At 67.1% G+C, this 16773-nt stretch carries 20 protein-coding genes; 10 read left to right on the top strand and 10 right to left on the bottom strand.

Annotated features, from left to right (window positions below):
- Nucleotides 1–111 precede the first annotated feature (111 nt).
- Nucleotides 112–675 carry a flagellar assembly protein FliX gene (locus tag E8M01_RS01390; RefSeq protein WP_136958472.1) on the top strand — a complete coding sequence of 188 codons (564 nt, stop codon included), beginning with the start codon at nucleotides 112–114 and terminating at the stop codon, nucleotides 673–675.
- 176 nt (nucleotides 676–851) lie between these two features.
- Complete coding sequence (gene dksA / locus E8M01_RS01385) at nucleotides 852–1268, top strand: RNA polymerase-binding protein DksA (RefSeq protein WP_136964393.1); 417 nt, start codon at nucleotides 852–854, stop codon at nucleotides 1266–1268.
- A gap of 85 nt (nucleotides 1269–1353) precedes the next feature.
- Here dksA and bioB read toward each other — a convergent pair whose 3' ends face one another.
- The 4 genes from bioB to hpf all read right to left on the bottom strand — a co-directional run bounded on the left by bioB (nucleotide 1354) and on the right by hpf (nucleotide 4579).
- The gene (bioB, locus tag E8M01_RS01380) at nucleotides 1354–2385 is read right to left on the bottom strand and encodes a biotin synthase BioB (protein ID WP_136958471.1); all 1032 of its coding nucleotides are present in this window, start codon (nucleotides 2383–2385) and stop codon (nucleotides 1354–1356) included.
- A complete protein-coding gene (locus E8M01_RS01375; protein ID WP_246088558.1) occupies nucleotides 2382–2960 on the bottom strand; it encodes a biotin transporter BioY in 579 nt (192 codons plus the stop codon). The genes bioB and E8M01_RS01375 overlap by 4 nt, the downstream gene beginning before the upstream one ends.
- Nucleotides 2961–3073: 113 nt before the next feature.
- Nucleotides 3074–3742 (bottom strand): GntR family transcriptional regulator, encoded by a 669-nt coding sequence (locus tag E8M01_RS01370; RefSeq protein ID WP_136958470.1) that lies wholly within the window; start codon nucleotides 3740–3742, stop codon nucleotides 3074–3076.
- Nucleotides 3743–4213: 471 nt separating this feature from the next.
- A complete protein-coding gene (hpf, locus tag E8M01_RS01365) occupies nucleotides 4214–4579 on the bottom strand; it encodes a ribosome hibernation-promoting factor, HPF/YfiA family (protein WP_136958469.1) in 366 nt (121 codons plus the stop codon).
- A 281-nt stretch (nucleotides 4580–4860) separates the two neighbouring features.
- Here hpf and E8M01_RS01360 point away from each other — a divergent pair, with 281 nt between their 5' ends.
- From E8M01_RS01360 to E8M01_RS01330, 7 genes are all read left to right on the top strand, one after another.
- On the top strand, nucleotides 4861–5175 hold the full coding sequence (locus E8M01_RS01360) for an ArsR/SmtB family transcription factor (protein WP_211596690.1): 315 nt from the start codon (nucleotides 4861–4863) through the stop codon (nucleotides 5173–5175).
- Nucleotides 5172–5576, top strand: a complete 405-nt coding sequence (locus tag E8M01_RS01355) for an SRPBCC family protein (protein WP_136958468.1) — start codon at nucleotides 5172–5174, stop codon at nucleotides 5574–5576. The genes E8M01_RS01360 and E8M01_RS01355 overlap by 4 nt, the downstream gene beginning before the upstream one ends.
- Nucleotides 5577–5617: 41 nt before the next feature.
- A complete protein-coding gene (locus E8M01_RS01350) occupies nucleotides 5618–6244 on the top strand; it encodes an ATP-dependent Clp protease proteolytic subunit (RefSeq protein WP_136958467.1) in 627 nt (208 codons plus the stop codon).
- Nucleotides 6245–6390: 146 nt separating this feature from the next.
- Complete coding sequence (locus E8M01_RS01345) at nucleotides 6391–6873, top strand: Rid family hydrolase (protein WP_215908842.1); 483 nt, start codon at nucleotides 6391–6393, stop codon at nucleotides 6871–6873.
- 100 nt (nucleotides 6874–6973) lie between these two features.
- Nucleotides 6974–7618, top strand: coding sequence for a LysE family translocator (locus E8M01_RS01340; RefSeq protein ID WP_246088557.1), 645 nt, complete (start codon nucleotides 6974–6976; stop codon nucleotides 7616–7618).
- Between the two features lie 50 nt (nucleotides 7619–7668).
- Nucleotides 7669–9222 (top strand): IMP dehydrogenase, encoded by a 1554-nt coding sequence (locus E8M01_RS01335; protein ID WP_136958466.1) that lies wholly within the window; start codon nucleotides 7669–7671, stop codon nucleotides 9220–9222.
- Between the two features lie 89 nt (nucleotides 9223–9311).
- Entirely contained in the window at nucleotides 9312–10379 is a 1068-nt protein-coding gene (locus E8M01_RS01330) for an aminoglycoside phosphotransferase (protein ID WP_136958465.1), read from the top strand.
- Between the two features lie 62 nt (nucleotides 10380–10441).
- On the opposite strand, the gene E8M01_RS01325 is transcribed toward E8M01_RS01330, so the two are convergent.
- From E8M01_RS01325 to flgF, 6 genes are all read right to left on the bottom strand, one after another.
- Nucleotides 10442–11173 carry a hypothetical protein gene (locus E8M01_RS01325; RefSeq protein ID WP_136958464.1) on the bottom strand — a complete coding sequence of 244 codons (732 nt, stop codon included), beginning with the start codon at nucleotides 11171–11173 and terminating at the stop codon, nucleotides 10442–10444.
- Nucleotides 11174–11299: 126 nt separating this feature from the next.
- Nucleotides 11300–12286 carry an MBL fold metallo-hydrolase gene (locus E8M01_RS01320; protein WP_246088556.1) on the bottom strand — a complete coding sequence of 329 codons (987 nt, stop codon included), beginning with the start codon at nucleotides 12284–12286 and terminating at the stop codon, nucleotides 11300–11302.
- A 243-nt stretch (nucleotides 12287–12529) separates the two neighbouring features.
- The gene (gene flgH, locus E8M01_RS01315; protein WP_246088555.1) at nucleotides 12530–13294 is read right to left on the bottom strand and encodes a flagellar basal body L-ring protein FlgH; all 765 of its coding nucleotides are present in this window, start codon (nucleotides 13292–13294) and stop codon (nucleotides 12530–12532) included.
- A gap of 26 nt (nucleotides 13295–13320) precedes the next feature.
- Nucleotides 13321–14355, bottom strand: a complete 1035-nt coding sequence (gene flgA / locus E8M01_RS01310) for a flagellar basal body P-ring formation chaperone FlgA (protein ID WP_136958462.1) — start codon at nucleotides 14353–14355, stop codon at nucleotides 13321–13323.
- A 7-nt stretch (nucleotides 14356–14362) separates the two neighbouring features.
- Nucleotides 14363–15151 carry a flagellar basal-body rod protein FlgG gene (gene flgG / locus E8M01_RS01305; RefSeq protein WP_136958461.1) on the bottom strand — a complete coding sequence of 263 codons (789 nt, stop codon included), beginning with the start codon at nucleotides 15149–15151 and terminating at the stop codon, nucleotides 14363–14365.
- A gap of 12 nt (nucleotides 15152–15163) precedes the next feature.
- The gene (gene flgF, locus E8M01_RS01300; protein WP_136958460.1) at nucleotides 15164–15943 is read right to left on the bottom strand and encodes a flagellar basal-body rod protein FlgF; all 780 of its coding nucleotides are present in this window, start codon (nucleotides 15941–15943) and stop codon (nucleotides 15164–15166) included.
- A 321-nt stretch (nucleotides 15944–16264) separates the two neighbouring features.
- Here flgF and fliL point away from each other — a divergent pair, with 321 nt between their 5' ends.
- Entirely contained in the window at nucleotides 16265–16768 is a 504-nt protein-coding gene (fliL, locus tag E8M01_RS01295; protein WP_136958459.1) for a flagellar basal body-associated protein FliL, read from the top strand.
- Nucleotides 16769–16773: the final 5 nt, after the last annotated feature.

The following is a 16773-nucleotide window of genomic DNA, read 5'->3' as shown; positions in this document are numbered from 1 at the left end:
CGGGGCCTCTTGGCGCGTCCCTCGCACGTCGCGTGCCAAATCCGATATTGGATTTATGTCATTGGAAACGCGCCGCTATTTCATTCGTGAGTGAAGCGGGTGAGGCTGGTCGTGGCTGCCGCCCGGCAGCTTTTGCCGGGCATTAACGACCTCTTAACCGCAAATCGGCTTTTCTTAACGACATCGAAAGAGGTGTTGCCTCTTCGTGAAGAGCTCGTCTCTGGGGGGGAGAAGATGCGCATCCCGACGACGCCGCCGCTGGGCGCTGTCCAGTCGACGCAGGTTGCCGCGCGTACCGATCGTCCCCGATCCGCATTCGAACTGCCAGGCGGCGCGAAAAGCGACACGCCGCGGGCCGAGGCCGCGCGGCCGGGCATGGCCGCAGCCGGGCTCGAGACCTTGCTTGCCGTGCAGGGCATGATGCCCGACGACCGGCGCGAGAAACGCCGGCGGGCGATGAAGCGCGGCCATGATGCGCTCGGCCTGCTCGACGACCTGAAGCTGGCGCTCCTGTCCGGCGAGCCGATGCCGGCGGTGCTCCTGAAGCTGCGCGGCCTGACCGCGGCGAAACTCGAGGCTTCGGGCGATGACGGGCTCGACGGCGTGCTCGCCGAGATCGACCTGAGGGCCCAGGTCGAGATCGCCAAGCGTGAGGCGGCGCGGGCCGTATCCTGAGGGTCAATGGATCGATATCCGGACCCGGAAAATCCCCGATATATCAACCGCGCTTGTGAACCACGCCGGGGCGTGACGGTTCGATGACCGGTTTTGCGGTTGTCTGCCCCCTGGGCCAATGCTATGAGGCGCCCCGAAACGCGTCTAATAGTCGCGATTCATTGAGGGGTTCGTTGATGACTTTGGTGTTGGAAGCGGATTACCGCCCCACGGATACGGAGCCGTTCATGAACGAACGGCAACGCGAATATTTCCGCAAAAAGCTCCTGGCATGGAAAGACGACATCCTGCGCGAAGCCAAGGAAACGCTTCAAAACCTGCAGGACGAAAACCAGAATCACCCTGACATCGCCGATCGTGCTTCCTCGGAAACCGACCGGGCGATCGAACTCAGGGCGCGCGACCGGCAGCGCAAGCTGATCGCCAAGATCGACGCGGCGATCTCCCGGATCGACGACAACACCTACGGCTTCTGCGAGGAGACCGGCGAACCGATCTCGCTGAAGCGGCTGGAAGCCCGGCCGATCGCGACCCTGTCGCTGGAAGCGCAGGAACGCCACGAACGGCGCGAGCGGGTCTACCGCGACGAATAACCGATAACCAAGCCCTTCCGGCCAGGCGGCCGGAAGGGCTTCATTTTTTCGTTCCGCAACATCTTGCATCTCATACCCGCGCGGTTCAGCCGGCGCGGGCTTCGGCATGGGCCGGCGGGGCAGGGCGAGCGCCGTCGCCGCCGGGCCTGGCGCCGAGGGCCTGCAGCAGCGCCGCGTCCTCGCCGGTATCGGCATTGGGCGTGATCAGCAGCGTCTCGCCGTAGAACATCGAATTGGCGCCGGCGACGAAGCACAGGATCTGCGCTTCGCGGTTGAGATTGGCGCGCCCGGCCGACAGCCGCACGATCGACCGCGGCATGGTCAGCCGGGCGGTCGCCACCATGCGCACCAGTTCGAGCGGGTCGATGCGCCGGCGCTTGCCGAGCGGCGTGCCCGGCACCGGCACCAGGGCGTTGATCGGCACGCTTTCGGGGTGCGGCGCGAAGCCGGCCAGGACCTGCAGCATGGAGGCCCGGTCGCGCGCCGTCTCGCCCATGCCGATAATGCCACCGCAGCAGAGCGCGATGCCCTCCGCCCGGACGGTTGCGAGCGTCTTCAGCCGATCCTCATAGGTCCGGGTGGTGATGATGCTCGGGTAATATTCCGGGCTGGTGTCGAGGTTGTGGTTATAGGCGGTGAGGCCGGCCTCGGCGAGCCGGCGGGCCTGGTGCGGCTGCAGCATGCCGAGCGTGACGCAGGCTTCCATGCCGAGCGCCCGCACGCCCCTGACCATGGCAAGCACGGCGTCGAACTCGCGGCCGTCGCGCACCTGGCGCCAGGCCGCGCCCATGCAGAACCGCTCGGCGCCGGCGGCCTTGGCGGTGGCGGCCAACGCGACGACGCTGTCCGGGTCCATCAGGCGGTCGCGGCTCAGCTCGACCTCGCGGTGAAACGCCGATTGCGGGCAATAGGCGCAATCCTCCGGACAGCCGCCGGTCTTGATGCTGAGCAGGCTGGCGCGCTGCACGGCGTTCGGGTCGTGGTGCCGGCGATGCACCGCATTGGCGCGGCCGACCAGTTCGAGCAGCGGCAGCTCGTGCAGGGCGAGGATTTCGTCGGTGGTCCAGTCGTGACGAGTCGTGGAGTCTTGGCGGCTGGTGCCGTCGGCCGCGGTCATGACCGCACCTGCGCAAAGCGGCCGGCAAGCCTGATGACCAGCGGCGCGGCGGCCGCGACGATGCCGATCTTGACGAGGTCGCCCAGGATGAACGGACTGAGGCCGAGCGCCAGCAGGCGACCCGCGGGCACCGACAGGGCGAGCCAGGCAAGGCCGCAGCCATAGACCAGCGCCAGGCCGGCCAGCATGGCGCCGATCCGCCCGAGGGTGGCGCGGCCGGCCGCCAGGACGCCGACCAACGGGGTCGCCAGCAAATAGCCGAGGAGATAGCCGCCGGTTGGGCCGGCCATATAGGTTAACCCGACGCCACGGGCCGGCGAGCCGGAAAAGACCGGCAGGCCGCTGGCGCCGGCCGCCAGGTAGGCCACAAAGATCGCGGTGGCCTGGCGCGGGCCGAAGGCCACGGCGAAGGCCATGACGGCGAGCGTGTGGAGGGTCATCGGCACCGGCCAGAACGGGATCTGGACCTTGGCGCTGAGCGTCATCAGGGCGACGCCGGCCACGGTGACAAGCCCGAAGCGCAAGGCCGCGGGCAGGCGCTGGCGGGCGCCGAGCATCAGGGATGGGCTGGTCATGAGAGCTCCTTCAGAGGGACAGGATCAAAATTATCTATAATTTCGATTCTGTATCTCTAAACTAATCCTCATAATCTATGACAGGGCAACTCTATCATTGGGATGAGGGCGGCTCAGCCGACAATGGCGAAGCCGTTGCGGGTCGTGCCGGAGGCCGAGGTGACCGGTTTCTGGCCGATCCACTGGACGTGGCGGGCGAGCACGGCGGTGGCCGCCTCGATCTGGCCCTGGCGCAGGGCGACCAGGATCGCCCGGTGGTCGTGATCGGTCCTGACCTCCCAGTCGGAGCGCCAGGTGGCGAACAGGAAACGGGCGCTGGCGGCGTGCAGGTCGTCAATGGCGGCGAGCAGGCGCGGCATGCCGCAAGGTGCCAGAATCAACCGGTGGAAGCTGCGATTGGCCTCTTCCCAGGAGCGGACGTCGCGGGACTTGTCGCCGGCGCGGGTGGCCTCCTCGGCGCGGTCGAGAATGGCCGATGTCAGGTGCGGCGCGGCATGGCGGAGCGCCAGCACCTCGAGCGCCGCCCGCATTTCGGCAACCTCCCTGACCTCGCCGAGGTCGAAGCTCGCCACCCTGACGCCACGCCGCGGCTCGCTGACGGCGAGCCCCTGCGCCTCGAGGCGGCGGAAGGCCTCGCGCACCGGCACATGGCTGGCGCCGAACTCCTCGGCGACATGGTCCTGGCGCAGGCGGGCGCCGGGTTCCAGCAGGCCTGAGATGATGCGCTCGGCCAAAGTCCGGCTGATGCGAAGGGCGATGGTCTCGTCTTTGTCCTTGGGCATGGATTATAGATAATTTTTCCGGAGAGCTCTGTCGAGCCGGCGCGAGCCCGCGGCGGAAGCGGCGTTGGCGACGGCGCGCGGATCTCAGTGGCTGCCGACGGAGCCGCCTTGCTTGCGTGGCCTGGGTGCGCGTCTGGCGCCGATGGCGGCGCGATGAGCGTGGCGGATAGGGCCAATCACTGGGCAGTTGCGCAGCCCCGCATGGTCAGGCTGCCAGAGATCGCAAACCCGATGAGGGGCAGCGGGATGGCGATCCGCGTCAACGGCCAGAGCCAGATCCAGACCTTCAGGAGCGGGATCGAGGCGATCGCGAAGACGAGGCAGCATGCGAAAGCGGCATGACGATTGAAGATGGACACGGACATGGTTGCCGGCCCGCGCGGAACGCACCGGGATGCCCTTTTGGAAAAGGGCATCCACAACCGCATGATCGAGGCGGCTTGATCAAGCCCGGCGCCTCGCGCCGCCGGCTCAGATCCGGGGGTTTTCGAAGGGGATCGTCAGCTTGTTCGGCCGGCCGGGCCGGGTGTCCCGAAGCTCGCGCTTCTTGCGGCGCAACTGCTTCGCCGCCTTGTCGAGCGCCATGTCGAAGGCCTGGTAGCAGTCCGGCGCCAGGCTCGAGGCCGAGATCATCTTGAGCGAACCCATCTGCACGTTGAATGTGCTGCGGATGGACGGGCCTTCATGGCTGAAATAGACCGAAGCCGCGGTCAACTCTCCGAAGTATTTGCGGGCAACACGAGTGATGGATTCGCGTACGTGTTGGGGCAGGGCGCTTCCGAGCTCGACGTCTGCGCTTTTGACCAAGATGACGCGATCGATATCGTCTAATTTCATCTAGACCTCCATCACTTCAAAGGCATTCCACAGCGATACGGAGCAGGTAAACCGCCGTACACGAGCCGAATATCTGCCCTTCTACAATATAGAGTCGATCCGGGTGTTTGCATCCCCCTTGCGCCGAAAAGTCACGTGCCCGTCATGATGCCGCGTCCGGCGGCCGCATGGCAATCCCATCAGGCTCCACGATTGTGTCGAGAACGGGCTGGATGGCGCCCCCATTTCGCCCGGCCTGTCGCGGGCTTGTGAATCACATAAGTCTGTGCCTATGTATTGGCATGTCCGATGCCGAGATCTTCCGAGCGCTTGCCGACCCGACCCGCCGCGCGGTTTTCGAGCGGCTGGCCGACGGCGAAAAAAACGCCACCGAATTGCGCGCCGGCTCCGGCATATCCCAGCCGGCGATGTCGCAACATCTGGGCGTGCTGCGCCAGGCCGGCCTGGTGGTCGAGCGGCGCCAGGGTCGCCATGTCAATTACCGGGTCAATCCGGACGGGTTGGCGCAGATGTTCGAATGGCTCCAGCGCTACCGCGCCTTCTGGCCGGAGCGCGTCGAGGCGCTGAAACAGCTTCTGAAGGAAATGGACCAATGAAGCAGCCGAGCGAGACGCATGAAGACCCGGCCGCGCTGAGCTTCGAAGTCGAGCTGGAGGCGCCGCTCGCCAAGGTCTGGCGGGCGCTGACCGTGCCGGAACTGGTCGAGCGCTGGCTGCCGGCGCGGCCGGCCGGGCCGAGGCCCGGGACGGAGGCGACGCAGCGGCCGCCGGCGGTCCGCCTCGACGTGCTGGATTGCGAGCCCGGCCAGTGGATCCGCTACCGCTGGCGCGAGGCCGGCGGCGGGCTGCCCGACAGTGTCGTGACCTTCCGGCTCGACGCCAACGCGGCAGGCGGCACGACGCTCGGCATCGTCCATGTGGTCGGGGTGCCGGTCCAGGCCTTGGCGCCCGCCGGCGCGGCGAACAGCAACACGCCGCTGATGCTGCGCGCCGCCTGACGCCGTTTCAGTCTTTCAGTTCGATCGAGGAGTGGTTCGCCATGCGCGACATGATGCAGCTTGTCCCGATGGTCGTCGAGCAGTCCAGCCGCGGCGAGAGGTCGTTCGACATCTATTCGCGCCTGCTGCGCGAACGCATCGTCTTCCTGAACGGCGAGGTGCAGGACGGCATGGCGGCGCTGATCTGCGCGCAATTGCTGTTCCTGGAATCGGAAAACCCGAAAAAGCCGATCTCGATGTATATCAACTCGCCCGGCGGGGTGATCACCAGCGGCCTGGCGATCTACGACACCATGCAGTTCATCAAGAGCCCGGTGGCGACGCTGTGCATGGGCACGGCCCGCTCGATGGGGTCGTTCCTGCTGATGGCCGGCGAGCCCGGCCATCGCGCCGCCCTGCCCAATGCCAGCCTGCACGTCCACCAGCCGCTCGGCGGCTATCAGGGCCAGGCCTCCGACATCCTGATCCATGCCGAGGAGATGCTGCAGACCAAGAAGCGGGTCACCAGCCTCTATGCCCGCCATTGCGGGCGCTCCTACGAGGAGGTCGAAAAGACCCTCGACCGCGACCATTTCATGAGCGCCGAGGAGGCCAAGGCCTGGGGGCTGGTCGACACGGTCATCGCCTCGCGCGACGAGGCCGAGGCGCTCGGCGCCAGCGCCAGGTGACGTCCGTGACGGCCGCCTCATCGGCACGGTCAGGCGCTTGAATTCCTTCATCGCTCCATTTATGTAATTTTGGCTACATAAATGGAGCGCAGGGCGGTCCGGTCAAGGGTGACCGGCCGGCTGCGCGACGGTTGGGATCAAAGGTCATGGCAATGGACAATCAGACGACACAGGCGATGCGTCACATCGCGACGGCGACCGGCAAGGTCGTCGTGCCGGCCGATCTGCAGGCCGATGTCGACCAGTTTCATTATGCGCCGGCCCGCCGTGTCGGCGACTTCGTCTATCTCTCGGGCATCGTCGCCTGCAACCGGCAGCCGGCGCCAATGAGCGGGCAAGCCTTCCGCGACGAGCTGCGCCAGGTGTTCCGGCAGATCGAAAACCTGCTCGCCGCCTGCGACGCGGTGATGGCCGACGTCATCGAGCTGCAGATGTTCCACGTCTTCGGCAGCGGCCGGCTGGCGCTCGACAAGGCAGGGCAATTGGCGGCCATTGCCGGCGTGCGCGACGAATTCTTCTCAAGCCCCTATCCCGTCGCGGTGGAACTGGCGGTGGCCGACCTGAACCCGGATGGCGGCCTGGTGGAGATCAAGACGGTCGCCTTCGCGCCGCTCCCGCGGCATGGCTGATATCGGGCGGGCCCGGCTGGCGCCGGGCGGCGGCCTCGCGGCATGATGGGCTTGGCGTGCCGGTCTCACGCACTGTCACGCCGGCAAGGAGACCCCGAGAATGGCGAGCATCACGATGGAGCAGGTCCAACAGATCGCGCTGGTCTATGCGGCCTATGTGATCGCGACCGCCAGCCCGGGGCCGAGCAACATGGCGATCATGGGGGTGGCGATGAGCCGCGGGCGCGTGCCGGCACTGGTGCTGGCGGCCGGCGTCATCTCGGGCTCGATATTCTGGGCGGGGCTCGCCGCGACCGGCATCTCGGCGATCCTGGCGAGCTATGCCAATGCCCTGACCGCCATCAAGATCGCCGGCGGCCTCTATCTGATCTATCTCGGGTGGAAATCGGCGCGCGCCGCGTTTTCGGCGTCGAAGCCGGCGGCCGTTGCCGAGCCGGCGGCCGGGCGGCCCGATTTCGGCCGGCTCTACCGGCGCGGCCTGCTGATGCATCTCAGCAATCCGAAAGCCGTGCTGGCCTGGATCGCCATCATGTCGCTCGGCCTGAAACCGGACGCGCCGTCCAGCACCTTGCCGATGATCGTCGGCGGCTGCGCGCTGCTCGGCATCGTGGTGTTCGGCGGCTATGCGCTTGCCTTCTCGACCCGGCCGATGGTCCGCCTGTACCAACGGGCGCGCCGGGGGATCGAGGGCACGCTCGCGCTGTTTTTCGGCCTGGCCGGGGTTCGCCTGCTGATGTCGCGCTGACCGCGCCGGACGGCGATTGACATGCCACCGGCGGCACAATATTCGACGACATGGCATATATATACGACCATCCGAGCCGGACCTTCGGCGAATATCTGCTCATCCCGAACCTGACAGCCAGGGATTGCTTGCCCGAACGGGTGAGCCTGCTGGCGCCGGTGGTGCGCTTCAAGGCCGACCCCGGCGGCGGCCTGCCCGAGGCCAGCCTCTCCCCGCTGACGATCAATGTTCCGGTGACCAGCGCGCTCATGCAGTCGGTCTCGGGCGACGAGCTGTCGATCGCGCTGGCGCGCTGCGGCGGCCTGTCCTTCGTGTTCGGCTCCCAGGCCATCGAAGACCAGGTGGCCATGGTCGGCCGCGTGAAGAACTACAAGGCCGGGTTCGTGGTCAGCGATTCAAACCTGGACCCGCAGGCGACCTTTGCCGATGTGGTGGCGCTGACCGAGCGGACCGGCCATTCGACCATCGCCATCACCGAGGACGGCACGGCCACCGGCAAGCTGGCCGGCATCATCACCAGCCGCGACTATCGCCGCGGCAAGACCGCGCCGACGACGCCGGTCACCGAGATCATGACGCCGCGCGCCGCCATCCATTGCGCCGAGATCGGCATCGACCTGCCGGCGGCCAACGACCTGATCTGGAAACACAAGGTCAATTGCCTGCCGGTGGTCGATGCGGAGCAGCGCCTGCGCTACCTGATCTTCCGCAAGGACTACGACGCCCACAAGGAACACCCGCTGGAAAATGTCGACCGGGACAAGCGGCTGATCGTCGGCGCCGGCATCAACACGCGCGACTATCGGGACCGGGTTCCAGCCCTGCTGGCGGCCGGCGCCGACGTGCTGTGCATCGATTCGTCCGACGGCTATTCGGAATGGCAGGCGGACGCGATCGCCTTCATCAAGTCGAGCTATCCGGGTCAGGGTTATGTCGGCGCCGGCAATGTCGTCGACCGCGAGGGGTTCCTCTATCTCGCCGAGGCCGGGGCCGACTTCGTCAAGGTCGGCATCGGCGGCGGCTCGATCTGCATCACGCGCGAGCAGAAGGGCATTGGCCGCGGCCAGGCCTCGGCGGTGATCGAAGTGGCCAAGGCGCGCGACGACTATTTCCGCAAGACCGGCATCTATGTGCCGGTCTGTTCCGACGGCGGCATCAGCCAGGACTATCACATCACCCTGGCGCTCGCGATGGGCGCCGATTTCGTCATGCTCGGCCGCTACTTCGCGCGTTTCGACGAGGCGCCCGGCCGCAAGGTGCAGATCAACAACCAGTTCATGAAGGAATATTGGGGCGAGGGCAGCAATCGCGCGCGCAACTGGCAACGCTATGACCATGGCAGCGGCGATGACCTGGCCCGGAAAAAGAAGCTGATGTTCGAGGAGGGCGTCGACAGCTACGTGCCCTATGCCGGCAAGCTCCGCGACAATCTCGAGGCGAGCCTCGCCAAGATCAGGTCAACCCTGTGCAATTGCGGCGCGCTCAGCTTGCGCGAGTTCTACCAGCGCGCCCGGCTGACGGTGGCCTCCGCGGTGAGCATCCGCGAGGGTGGCGCCCATGACGTCATCTTGAAGGATGTCCACGGCGAGGCGGCCGAGAGCTAGGCCCGGGCCGGGACAGCCTGCTGCCATCCCGCGTTTGCGCTCGTTACGCGGTGCGTTAGGATGAGCGCTGGCTGTCAAGGCGGTCCGGCATGACGACGCACGCGTTACCCAAAGCCGCCGAGGCCGAACAGCTGACCGAAGCGCTGCGCCGATCCGGCGTGCTGGGCAAGGGCCGGGTCGCCGATGTCGTGGTCGAACGATCCTTCGCAACCATCCTTTCGCATATTTTCCAGTTGCGCCTGACCTATGAGGCAGCGGAGGCCGGCGCGCCCGGCTCGCTCATCCTGAAGGCCGGTCTCATCGACCGCCCCGGCGGTCCATGGCCCGGCGGCCGGCAGGAGGTCGCGTTCTACCAGGCGGTCGCGCCGGCGACGCCCGCGGGCCTGGTGCCGCGTTGCTTCGATGCTCATGCGGACCCGGACAGCGGCGCGTGGCACCTCCTGCTCGAGGACCTGACCGAGACCCATATCGCCGCGACGCAGTGGCCGCTGCCCCCGACATCAGGGCAATGCGAGCGCATTGTCCGGACGCGGGCGCACTTCCAGGCCGCGTGGTGGGACGATCCGCGTTTGGGCGCAAGTGTGGGCGCCTGGGACGACGCCGGCGCCATCGATCAGGCGATGCAGCGCCTGGCGGAGCGGTTCGCGCGCTTCGCCGACGATCTCGGCGACCGGCTTTCGGCCGAGCGGCGCGCGCTCTATGAGCGATTGCTGGCGGCCGGGCCGCGCCTGATGGCCCGCTATCAGACGCGTCGCCACATGACGATCGTTCAGGGCGACGCGCATGTCTGGAACTGCTTCCTGGCACGGGCCGGCGGGCTCGACGATGCCCGGCTGTTCGACTGGGACAGCTGGCGGGTCGATGTCGGCTCGGATGACCTCGCCTATATGATGGCGGTCCATTGGTATCCCGAGCTCAGGCAAAGGCTCGAACATCACCTGCTGGACTGTTTTCACGACGAGCTGACGACGCGCGGCGTGCAGGGCTATGACCGGCGCGCGCTGCAGGATGATTACCGCCTGTCGGTGCTCTGGCAGGTCACCACGCCGATCTGGCAGCACGCGAGCAAGATCCCGCCGGTGATCTGGTGGAACAATCTCGAGCGCATCCACCTCGCGGTCGACGATCTCCACTGTCACGACCTGCTGGCCGGCTGAGCTGGTCCGGTTGCGCCCAACCGCAGCGGCCGGGCAGCCGGCTCAGATCACCGCGCCCGGCCTCACCAGCTGATATAGATGTCGCCGCGATCGGCGGTCCACATGGCGATCGCCCGGCCCTGGTCGATGGCGTCCTTGGTGGCGCCGGTCGGGTTCTGCGACGTGGTGCCCCAGACGTCGTAACCGCCACCGACCGCGCTCGGCGTGAAGCTGTGCTGCGACCGGAAATTGAGGTCGGCGACGTCGGCGGCCTTCTGGATCTTCAGCGTGCCGCTGTCGACCGCCCGTCGCAGCGCTTGCATGGATTCCGCCGGAAAGCCCTTTTGCTCATAGAGATCGGCGAGACCCTTCAAGGAGCTGTTGAGGCCGCTCGCCTCCAGGAATTGCGCGTCCGACCTGGTCGGGTCGCCATAAGGCGCGCCAGCCTGCCACGGCGTCGCGCCGCTTGCTTCGGTGGCCGGGCGAGCCGAGGCGGCATCGAACAGGCGCGCGGCATCATCGGTGACGGGCGCGCGCGCCGGGTTCGCCGCCTTGCCCTCCCGTGTCGCCGCGACCTGGCTCGCCAGCCGGTCGGCGACGATCTGGTCGGCCTGGCTCTTCGCCAGCAACGCCTTGGCGCGGCCGGACATCTCGACGACGACGGCGGGCGCCGGCTTGCCGCCCGCGCCGTTGATGGTCTCGACGGCCGACGCCTTCGATTGTGCTGCCGCTGCCGGGGTTCGTGCGCCGCGACCGGTTGCGAGCATCGAGAGCAGATCATCACCTTGAGCAATACCGGTGCCGATCGTCGTCATCAGGCATTCCTCGGGTCATTGTCGCCGGCGCATTAGGAACCGTCATGCTTAACGAGTCGTTACGCGGCACGGCAGGACCCGATGTCCCGGCGGGGCCGCCGGGACCGCAAGGTTGCCGGCCTGCGTTCAGATCGGCCGCCAGGAGACCGGCACGAAACGATAGGCGTCGCCGTCGCGCACGACATTGCCGATGCCGGGGAAGGGCAGGTGCATGCCGGCCACCGTGATGCGGTCGGTGGCGGTCATGTCGAACATCCGCTTGCGCGAGGCAGCCGCGGTGTTCTGGTCGCTGTCGAAGGCGATCGACCAGTCCGGCTTGGCGAACTGGAACGCCGCGGCATGGACGATGTCGCCCCAGACCAGTAATTGCTGGTTGCCCGAGGCAATGCGGTAGCCGGTATGGCCGGGCGTGTGGCCGGGGGCCGCCACCGCGGTGATGCCGGGCACCACCTCGCCGTCGGCGCTGATCCGGCGCAGGCGATTGCTGTCGGCATAAGGTTTCACCGCGGCCTGGGCCATCTGGAAGAAGGCCTGCACGTCCTTCGGGGCCTGGCTCATGATCGCCTGGTCGGTCCAGAAGCCATATTCGGCGCCGGCCACCACCACTTCGGCATTGGGGAAGAACGGCTTGCCGTCAGGCGTGATCAGGCCGTTGACGTGATCGGGATGCATATGGGTCACCAGCACGACATCGACCTGGTCCGGCGTCACCCCCGAGGCCGCGAGGTTTTTCGGCATCAGGCCGAGGGTTGGCCCCATGGCGGTGGCCGTGCCGGTGTCGATCATCACCAGCCGGTCGCCGGTGTTGATGAGGTAGGTGTTGACCGGCGAGTTGACATGCGGTGCGCGCGGCAAGGCGGCACGGTCGAGCAGCGGGCCGGTTTCGCCATCGGTCGCCTTGGGGAACAGCGCCTGCGGCAGGTCGAGATGGCCGTCGAGGATCGCGGTCACCTCGATGGTGCCGACCTTCATCCGGTAGAGGCCGGGAACCTGCGTGCCGGCGAGCGGCGCGCGGGCCAGCGCCGGGCCGGCGGCAAGTGTCACGAGGCCGGTGCCCGCGGCCTTCAAAAAGCCGCGGCGATCGAAGCTTGGCATGCCGTCGGTGATGGTCATTGTCGCCTCCCTGGATGGAATTGGAGCCGGAGCCTAGTCGCTCGGCGGTGACAGGCATTTCACAAACCGGTGAGCGTTCGGCCAAGCATGAAAAATCGAACGCCGCCCGTGTGGGAGCACGGGCGGCGCCGGTTGGCCGTATCGCCTGGGGAGCGGGGACGGCTTGGGGAGTTGCCGTGACGCCTGGGGAGCGGGACGGCTGGGAAAAGGCGGATCAGATGGACCTGTGCGGGCGCTCGATCCTCACCAGGGCAGGAGGACGTCGAGCGCCTGCTGACCGTAGCGCGGCTGCTGGACATCGGTGATCTGGCCGCGGCCGCCATAACCGATGCGGGCATGGGCGATCTTGGCGGAATCGATGGTGTTGTCGCTTTCGATGTCCTCGGGCCGGACGATGCCGGCGACGATCAGTTCGCGCACCTCGAAATTGACCCGGATCTCCTGCTTGCCTTCCAGCACCAGGTTGCCGTTGGGCAGGATCTGGGTGACCACCGCCGCGACATTGGTGACGAGTTGCTCGGAGCGGTTGATGGTGCCCTTGCCGTCGCTGCCGCTCTGGCTGTTGAGGGTCAGGAGGTTGGCCGGATCGGCGCCGCCGCGGCGGATGCCGTTTTCCAGGCCGAACATGTTGGCCGCGCCGAAACCTTCGGTATTGGCGCGGGTCCGGTTGGTCTCGTTCGACAGGTTGGCCTGGTCGGTGATCTTGACCTTGATGGTCATGATGTCGCCGACCCGCTGGGCGCGCTGGTCGCGGAAGAAGGCGCGCGAGCCGTTGCGCCAGAGCGAGTTGGGATTGTGCGAGACCGGTACCGGCTCCGGCATGGGCATGGAGACCGGCCGGTAGCCCGACTGGGTCTGCGGATTGCTGATCGCCGAGAGCGCCGGCTGCTGGCCGATATTGCGCAGCCGGTCCGGCGCGCCGCAGGCGGCGGTCGATAGGGCGGCCGCGGCGGCGAGCGCGAGGCGGGCGGTGCGGAGTTGAGCGGTACGGAGTTGAGCGGTACGCATGGCTGATCCTGGCGCGAACGCGGTCATCACTGGGTGGACGTGCGTGGCTGGGTGGGGACGCTGGGCTGGCTGGGCGTGGCGGCCGAGAGCGTGGTGATCGACGGCCGCTGGACGACGGTGACCCGGTTGAGCCCCGAAACGGTCGCCTGCATGGTCTTGCGGGTGGCCAGATTCTGGACCTGGACGATGTCGCCTTCGGCGCCGGCCTCCATGGCCTTGCCGCGAATGGTCAGCGACAGGCCGGCAACCTCGTAGATGATCAGGACATTGCCGTTGCGCTCGACGATTTCGGGTTTCATCAGGTCGGTGGCGCGGAACGGGCGCTCGGCCTGCAACGGCCGCCGCGCCGCCTGGCCAACCGCCTGGGTGAGGCTGGAAATGGCATCGCCCGGCACGCCGTTCAGCTCGTTGCGCGGCCGCCGCTCGACCGTGAGGTCGGTGGTCTTGATCACCTCGCCGCGCCCGATGGCGCGGGCCGGCACGACATATTCGACGAGTTCGGCGGCCTGGCCGGTGACCCGGAAGCCGCCGCCGCGTTCGGCCAGCGCCGAGCCATGGACGCCGAGCAGCGCTTCGAAACGGCCGGTGCGCGGATCGTGATCGATGCGCGCCACCGAGAGCTCGCCGCGGACATTGGGCTCCACCGCGATCGGCCGGATGCCGCGGTCGAAGGTGACGGCGATGCGGGCGGAATCGCCAATGCCGAGCGAGCGGGCAATGGCCGCGGCGATGCGCTCCTCCATGTCGGCGAGCGGCACGACGCGGGCGGCGCGGGTGACCGAGACGTCGGTCTGGTCGCCGGTCTCGATGCGGGCAAGCCCCATGCGCTTGGCGGCATCCAGGATGCGCCAGGCCGGCACCGAGCCGGTATGGCCCATGTCGGGCGAACGGAACACCGCGACGTCGCTGAACCGGCCGGCATTGTCGACGAGATCGCCGAGCCGGACGAGCTCGCTCGTGATGGTGACACTGGCTCTGAGCGTCGGCGGCGCTTCGGCGAGCGCCGCGACCGGGCCGATCAGGCCGAGGATCAGGGGGATCGACAGGTGCGCGATTTTCATGACCACCTCACCGCATGATCTGCGAGGTCGATTGCAGCATCTGGTCGGCGGCCGAGATGATGCGGGCGTTCATTTCATAAGCGCGCTGGGCGGCGATCAGGTCGGAGATCTCGGAGACCGCCGTGACGTTCGACTGTTCGAGGTTCTTCTGCAGGAGCGAGCCCATGCCGTCGACATTGGGTGCCGTGGTGGTCGGCTGGCCGGAGGCGGCGGTTTCCAGGAACAGGTTGTCGCCGATCGATTCCAGGCCGGCCTTGTTGACGAAGCGCGACAGCTGGATGGTGCCGACCGTCTGCGGCGCCACCTGGTTCTGCAAGGTCACCTGGACGGTGCCCGAGGGATTGATGGTGACGCCGCGGGCGGTGGTCGGGATGGTGATGCCGGGATCGACCAGATTGCCGTCGACGGTGACCAATTGGCCCTGGTCGTTGAGCTCGAACGAGCCGTCGCGGGTATAGGCGGTGCGGCCGTCGGGCAATTGGACGCGGAAATAGCCTTCGCCGCGGATGGCGACGTCGTAGTCTTTCTCGGTCGGCAGGATATTGCCCTGGCTCATCACCCGCGAGGTCGCGGCCGGCTTGACGCCGGAGCCGATGGCGATGCCGACCGGCAGCACATTGCCCTGCTGCGAGTTCTGCATGCCGGCGCGGCGCTGCTGGTCGTAGAGCATGTCCTGGAACTCGGCCCGCTGGCGCTTGAAGCCGGTGGTCCGCATGTTCGCGATATTGTTGGAGATCACCTGGACGGTGAGCTCCTGGGCCATCATGCCGGTGGCGGCGGTGTGGAGGGCGCGCATGGGTCAGGCTCCTCAGCTTGTCGGGTTGCCGAGCGAGCGGATCGCATCGCGGCGGAGTTGGTCGTGGCGCTCGATGCTGGAGGCGAGCGCGGTATAGGCGCGCGTCACCTCGATCATCCGGGACATTTCGAGCACCGGGGTGACGTTGGACTTTTCGATATAGCCCTGGCGCAGGTCGACATTGGCCGGCGGCAGGTTGGCGACCTGGGCGCCGCCCCTGAGCGTGAACAGGTTGTCGCCGGCCTTTTCCATGGCGCGCGGCGTATTGCCGTCGACCACGCGCAACCGGCCGCGCTGGCCGGCCGGCTGGTTGGTGGCGTTGTTGCCGATCACGCTGATCGTGCCGTCGCGGGTGATCGTGATGCCGGTATCGGACTGGTCGAAGGCGATCGGGCCGTTGTCGCCGAGCACCTGGTAGCCCTGCTTGGTGACCAGCTGGCCCTGGGCGTTGATCTCGAACGAGCCGTTGCGGGTGTAGCGCTCGCCGTCCGGGGTCTGGACGACGAAATAACCGCGTCCGCCGAGCCCGACATCCAGCGAATTGCCGGTCGACTCCATTGGTCCCTGGCCGAGATTGGTCGCGGTGGCGCGGTCCCAGACGAACGACATCCGCCGGTCGGCGCCGCGCTGAAAGGTGTCGTCGCGGGCGGTCGGTGAGATGAACTCCTGGAACACGACCTCGTCGCCCTTGAACCCGGTGGTGTTCAAGTTCGCGAGATTATTGGCAATGACGTCCAGCTCCCGCTGCAGGGCGACCTGCCGCGAGAGGCCGACGAGAGAGATATTCTCCATCGGGCCAGTCCCAGATTTTGGCCGGCGCGTTCATCGCCTCTCCCAAGGCTTTGACGTGCGGGCTGCTCCCCAGATCGGGCGCTTGAAGCCGTTCTCCCAAACGGCTCGGCGCCCATCACAGCCTTCGCAGGAGCCGTGCCAACTGGCCTGTTCAAGCAATATCAACCACTTATCGTGATATTTGGGTAACCATGAGCCCGGCAGAAAGCGCCGGAGCGGCCCGAACGACCCGGCAAATCTTGCCGCCCGTTAACGAAAATAAACGTCCCGTTAACCATTACGACGACATCGTCCAGGAAGTGAGTCTGGCGGGCGCAAGTCATGGCAATGAAACCGAAAAAGGCCGATGCCGCCGTCGAAGACGGCGACGAGGGCGAGGCCGCGGCCGGCGGCTCGAAGAAGAAGATCATGCTGATCGCCGGCGCGGCGGCACTGGTCATCGCCGGCGGCGGCGGCTGGTATTTCGTCATGAAGCCGCGCGCCGAGGCGCGCAATGCCGAGCTGTCGCAAGCCCCGACGCCGGTGACCTTCCTCGACCTGCCGGAAATGACCGTCAACCTGTCGGTCGGCCAGGACCGCGCGCAATATCTGCGCGTCCGGGTGGCGCTCGAGGTCGCCGACGCCAAGACCGCCGACCAGATCAAGCCGGTCATGCCGCGGGTCATCGATGCCTTCCAGCTCTATCTGCGTGAGGTCAGGCCTTCGGATATCGAGGGGTCGGCGGGCATTTTCCGCCTGCGCGACGAACTGACCCGCAGGGTCAATACCGCAGTCCATCCGGCCCGCGTGAACGCCGTCCTGTTCCGCGAAATCATCGTCCAGTGAAACGC

It is taken from the genome of Phreatobacter stygius (genome assembly GCF_005144885.1).
GTDB lineage: Bacteria > Pseudomonadota > Alphaproteobacteria > Rhizobiales > Phreatobacteraceae > Phreatobacter > Phreatobacter stygius.
This window is presented reverse-complemented; position numbering and strand designations above follow the sequence as displayed.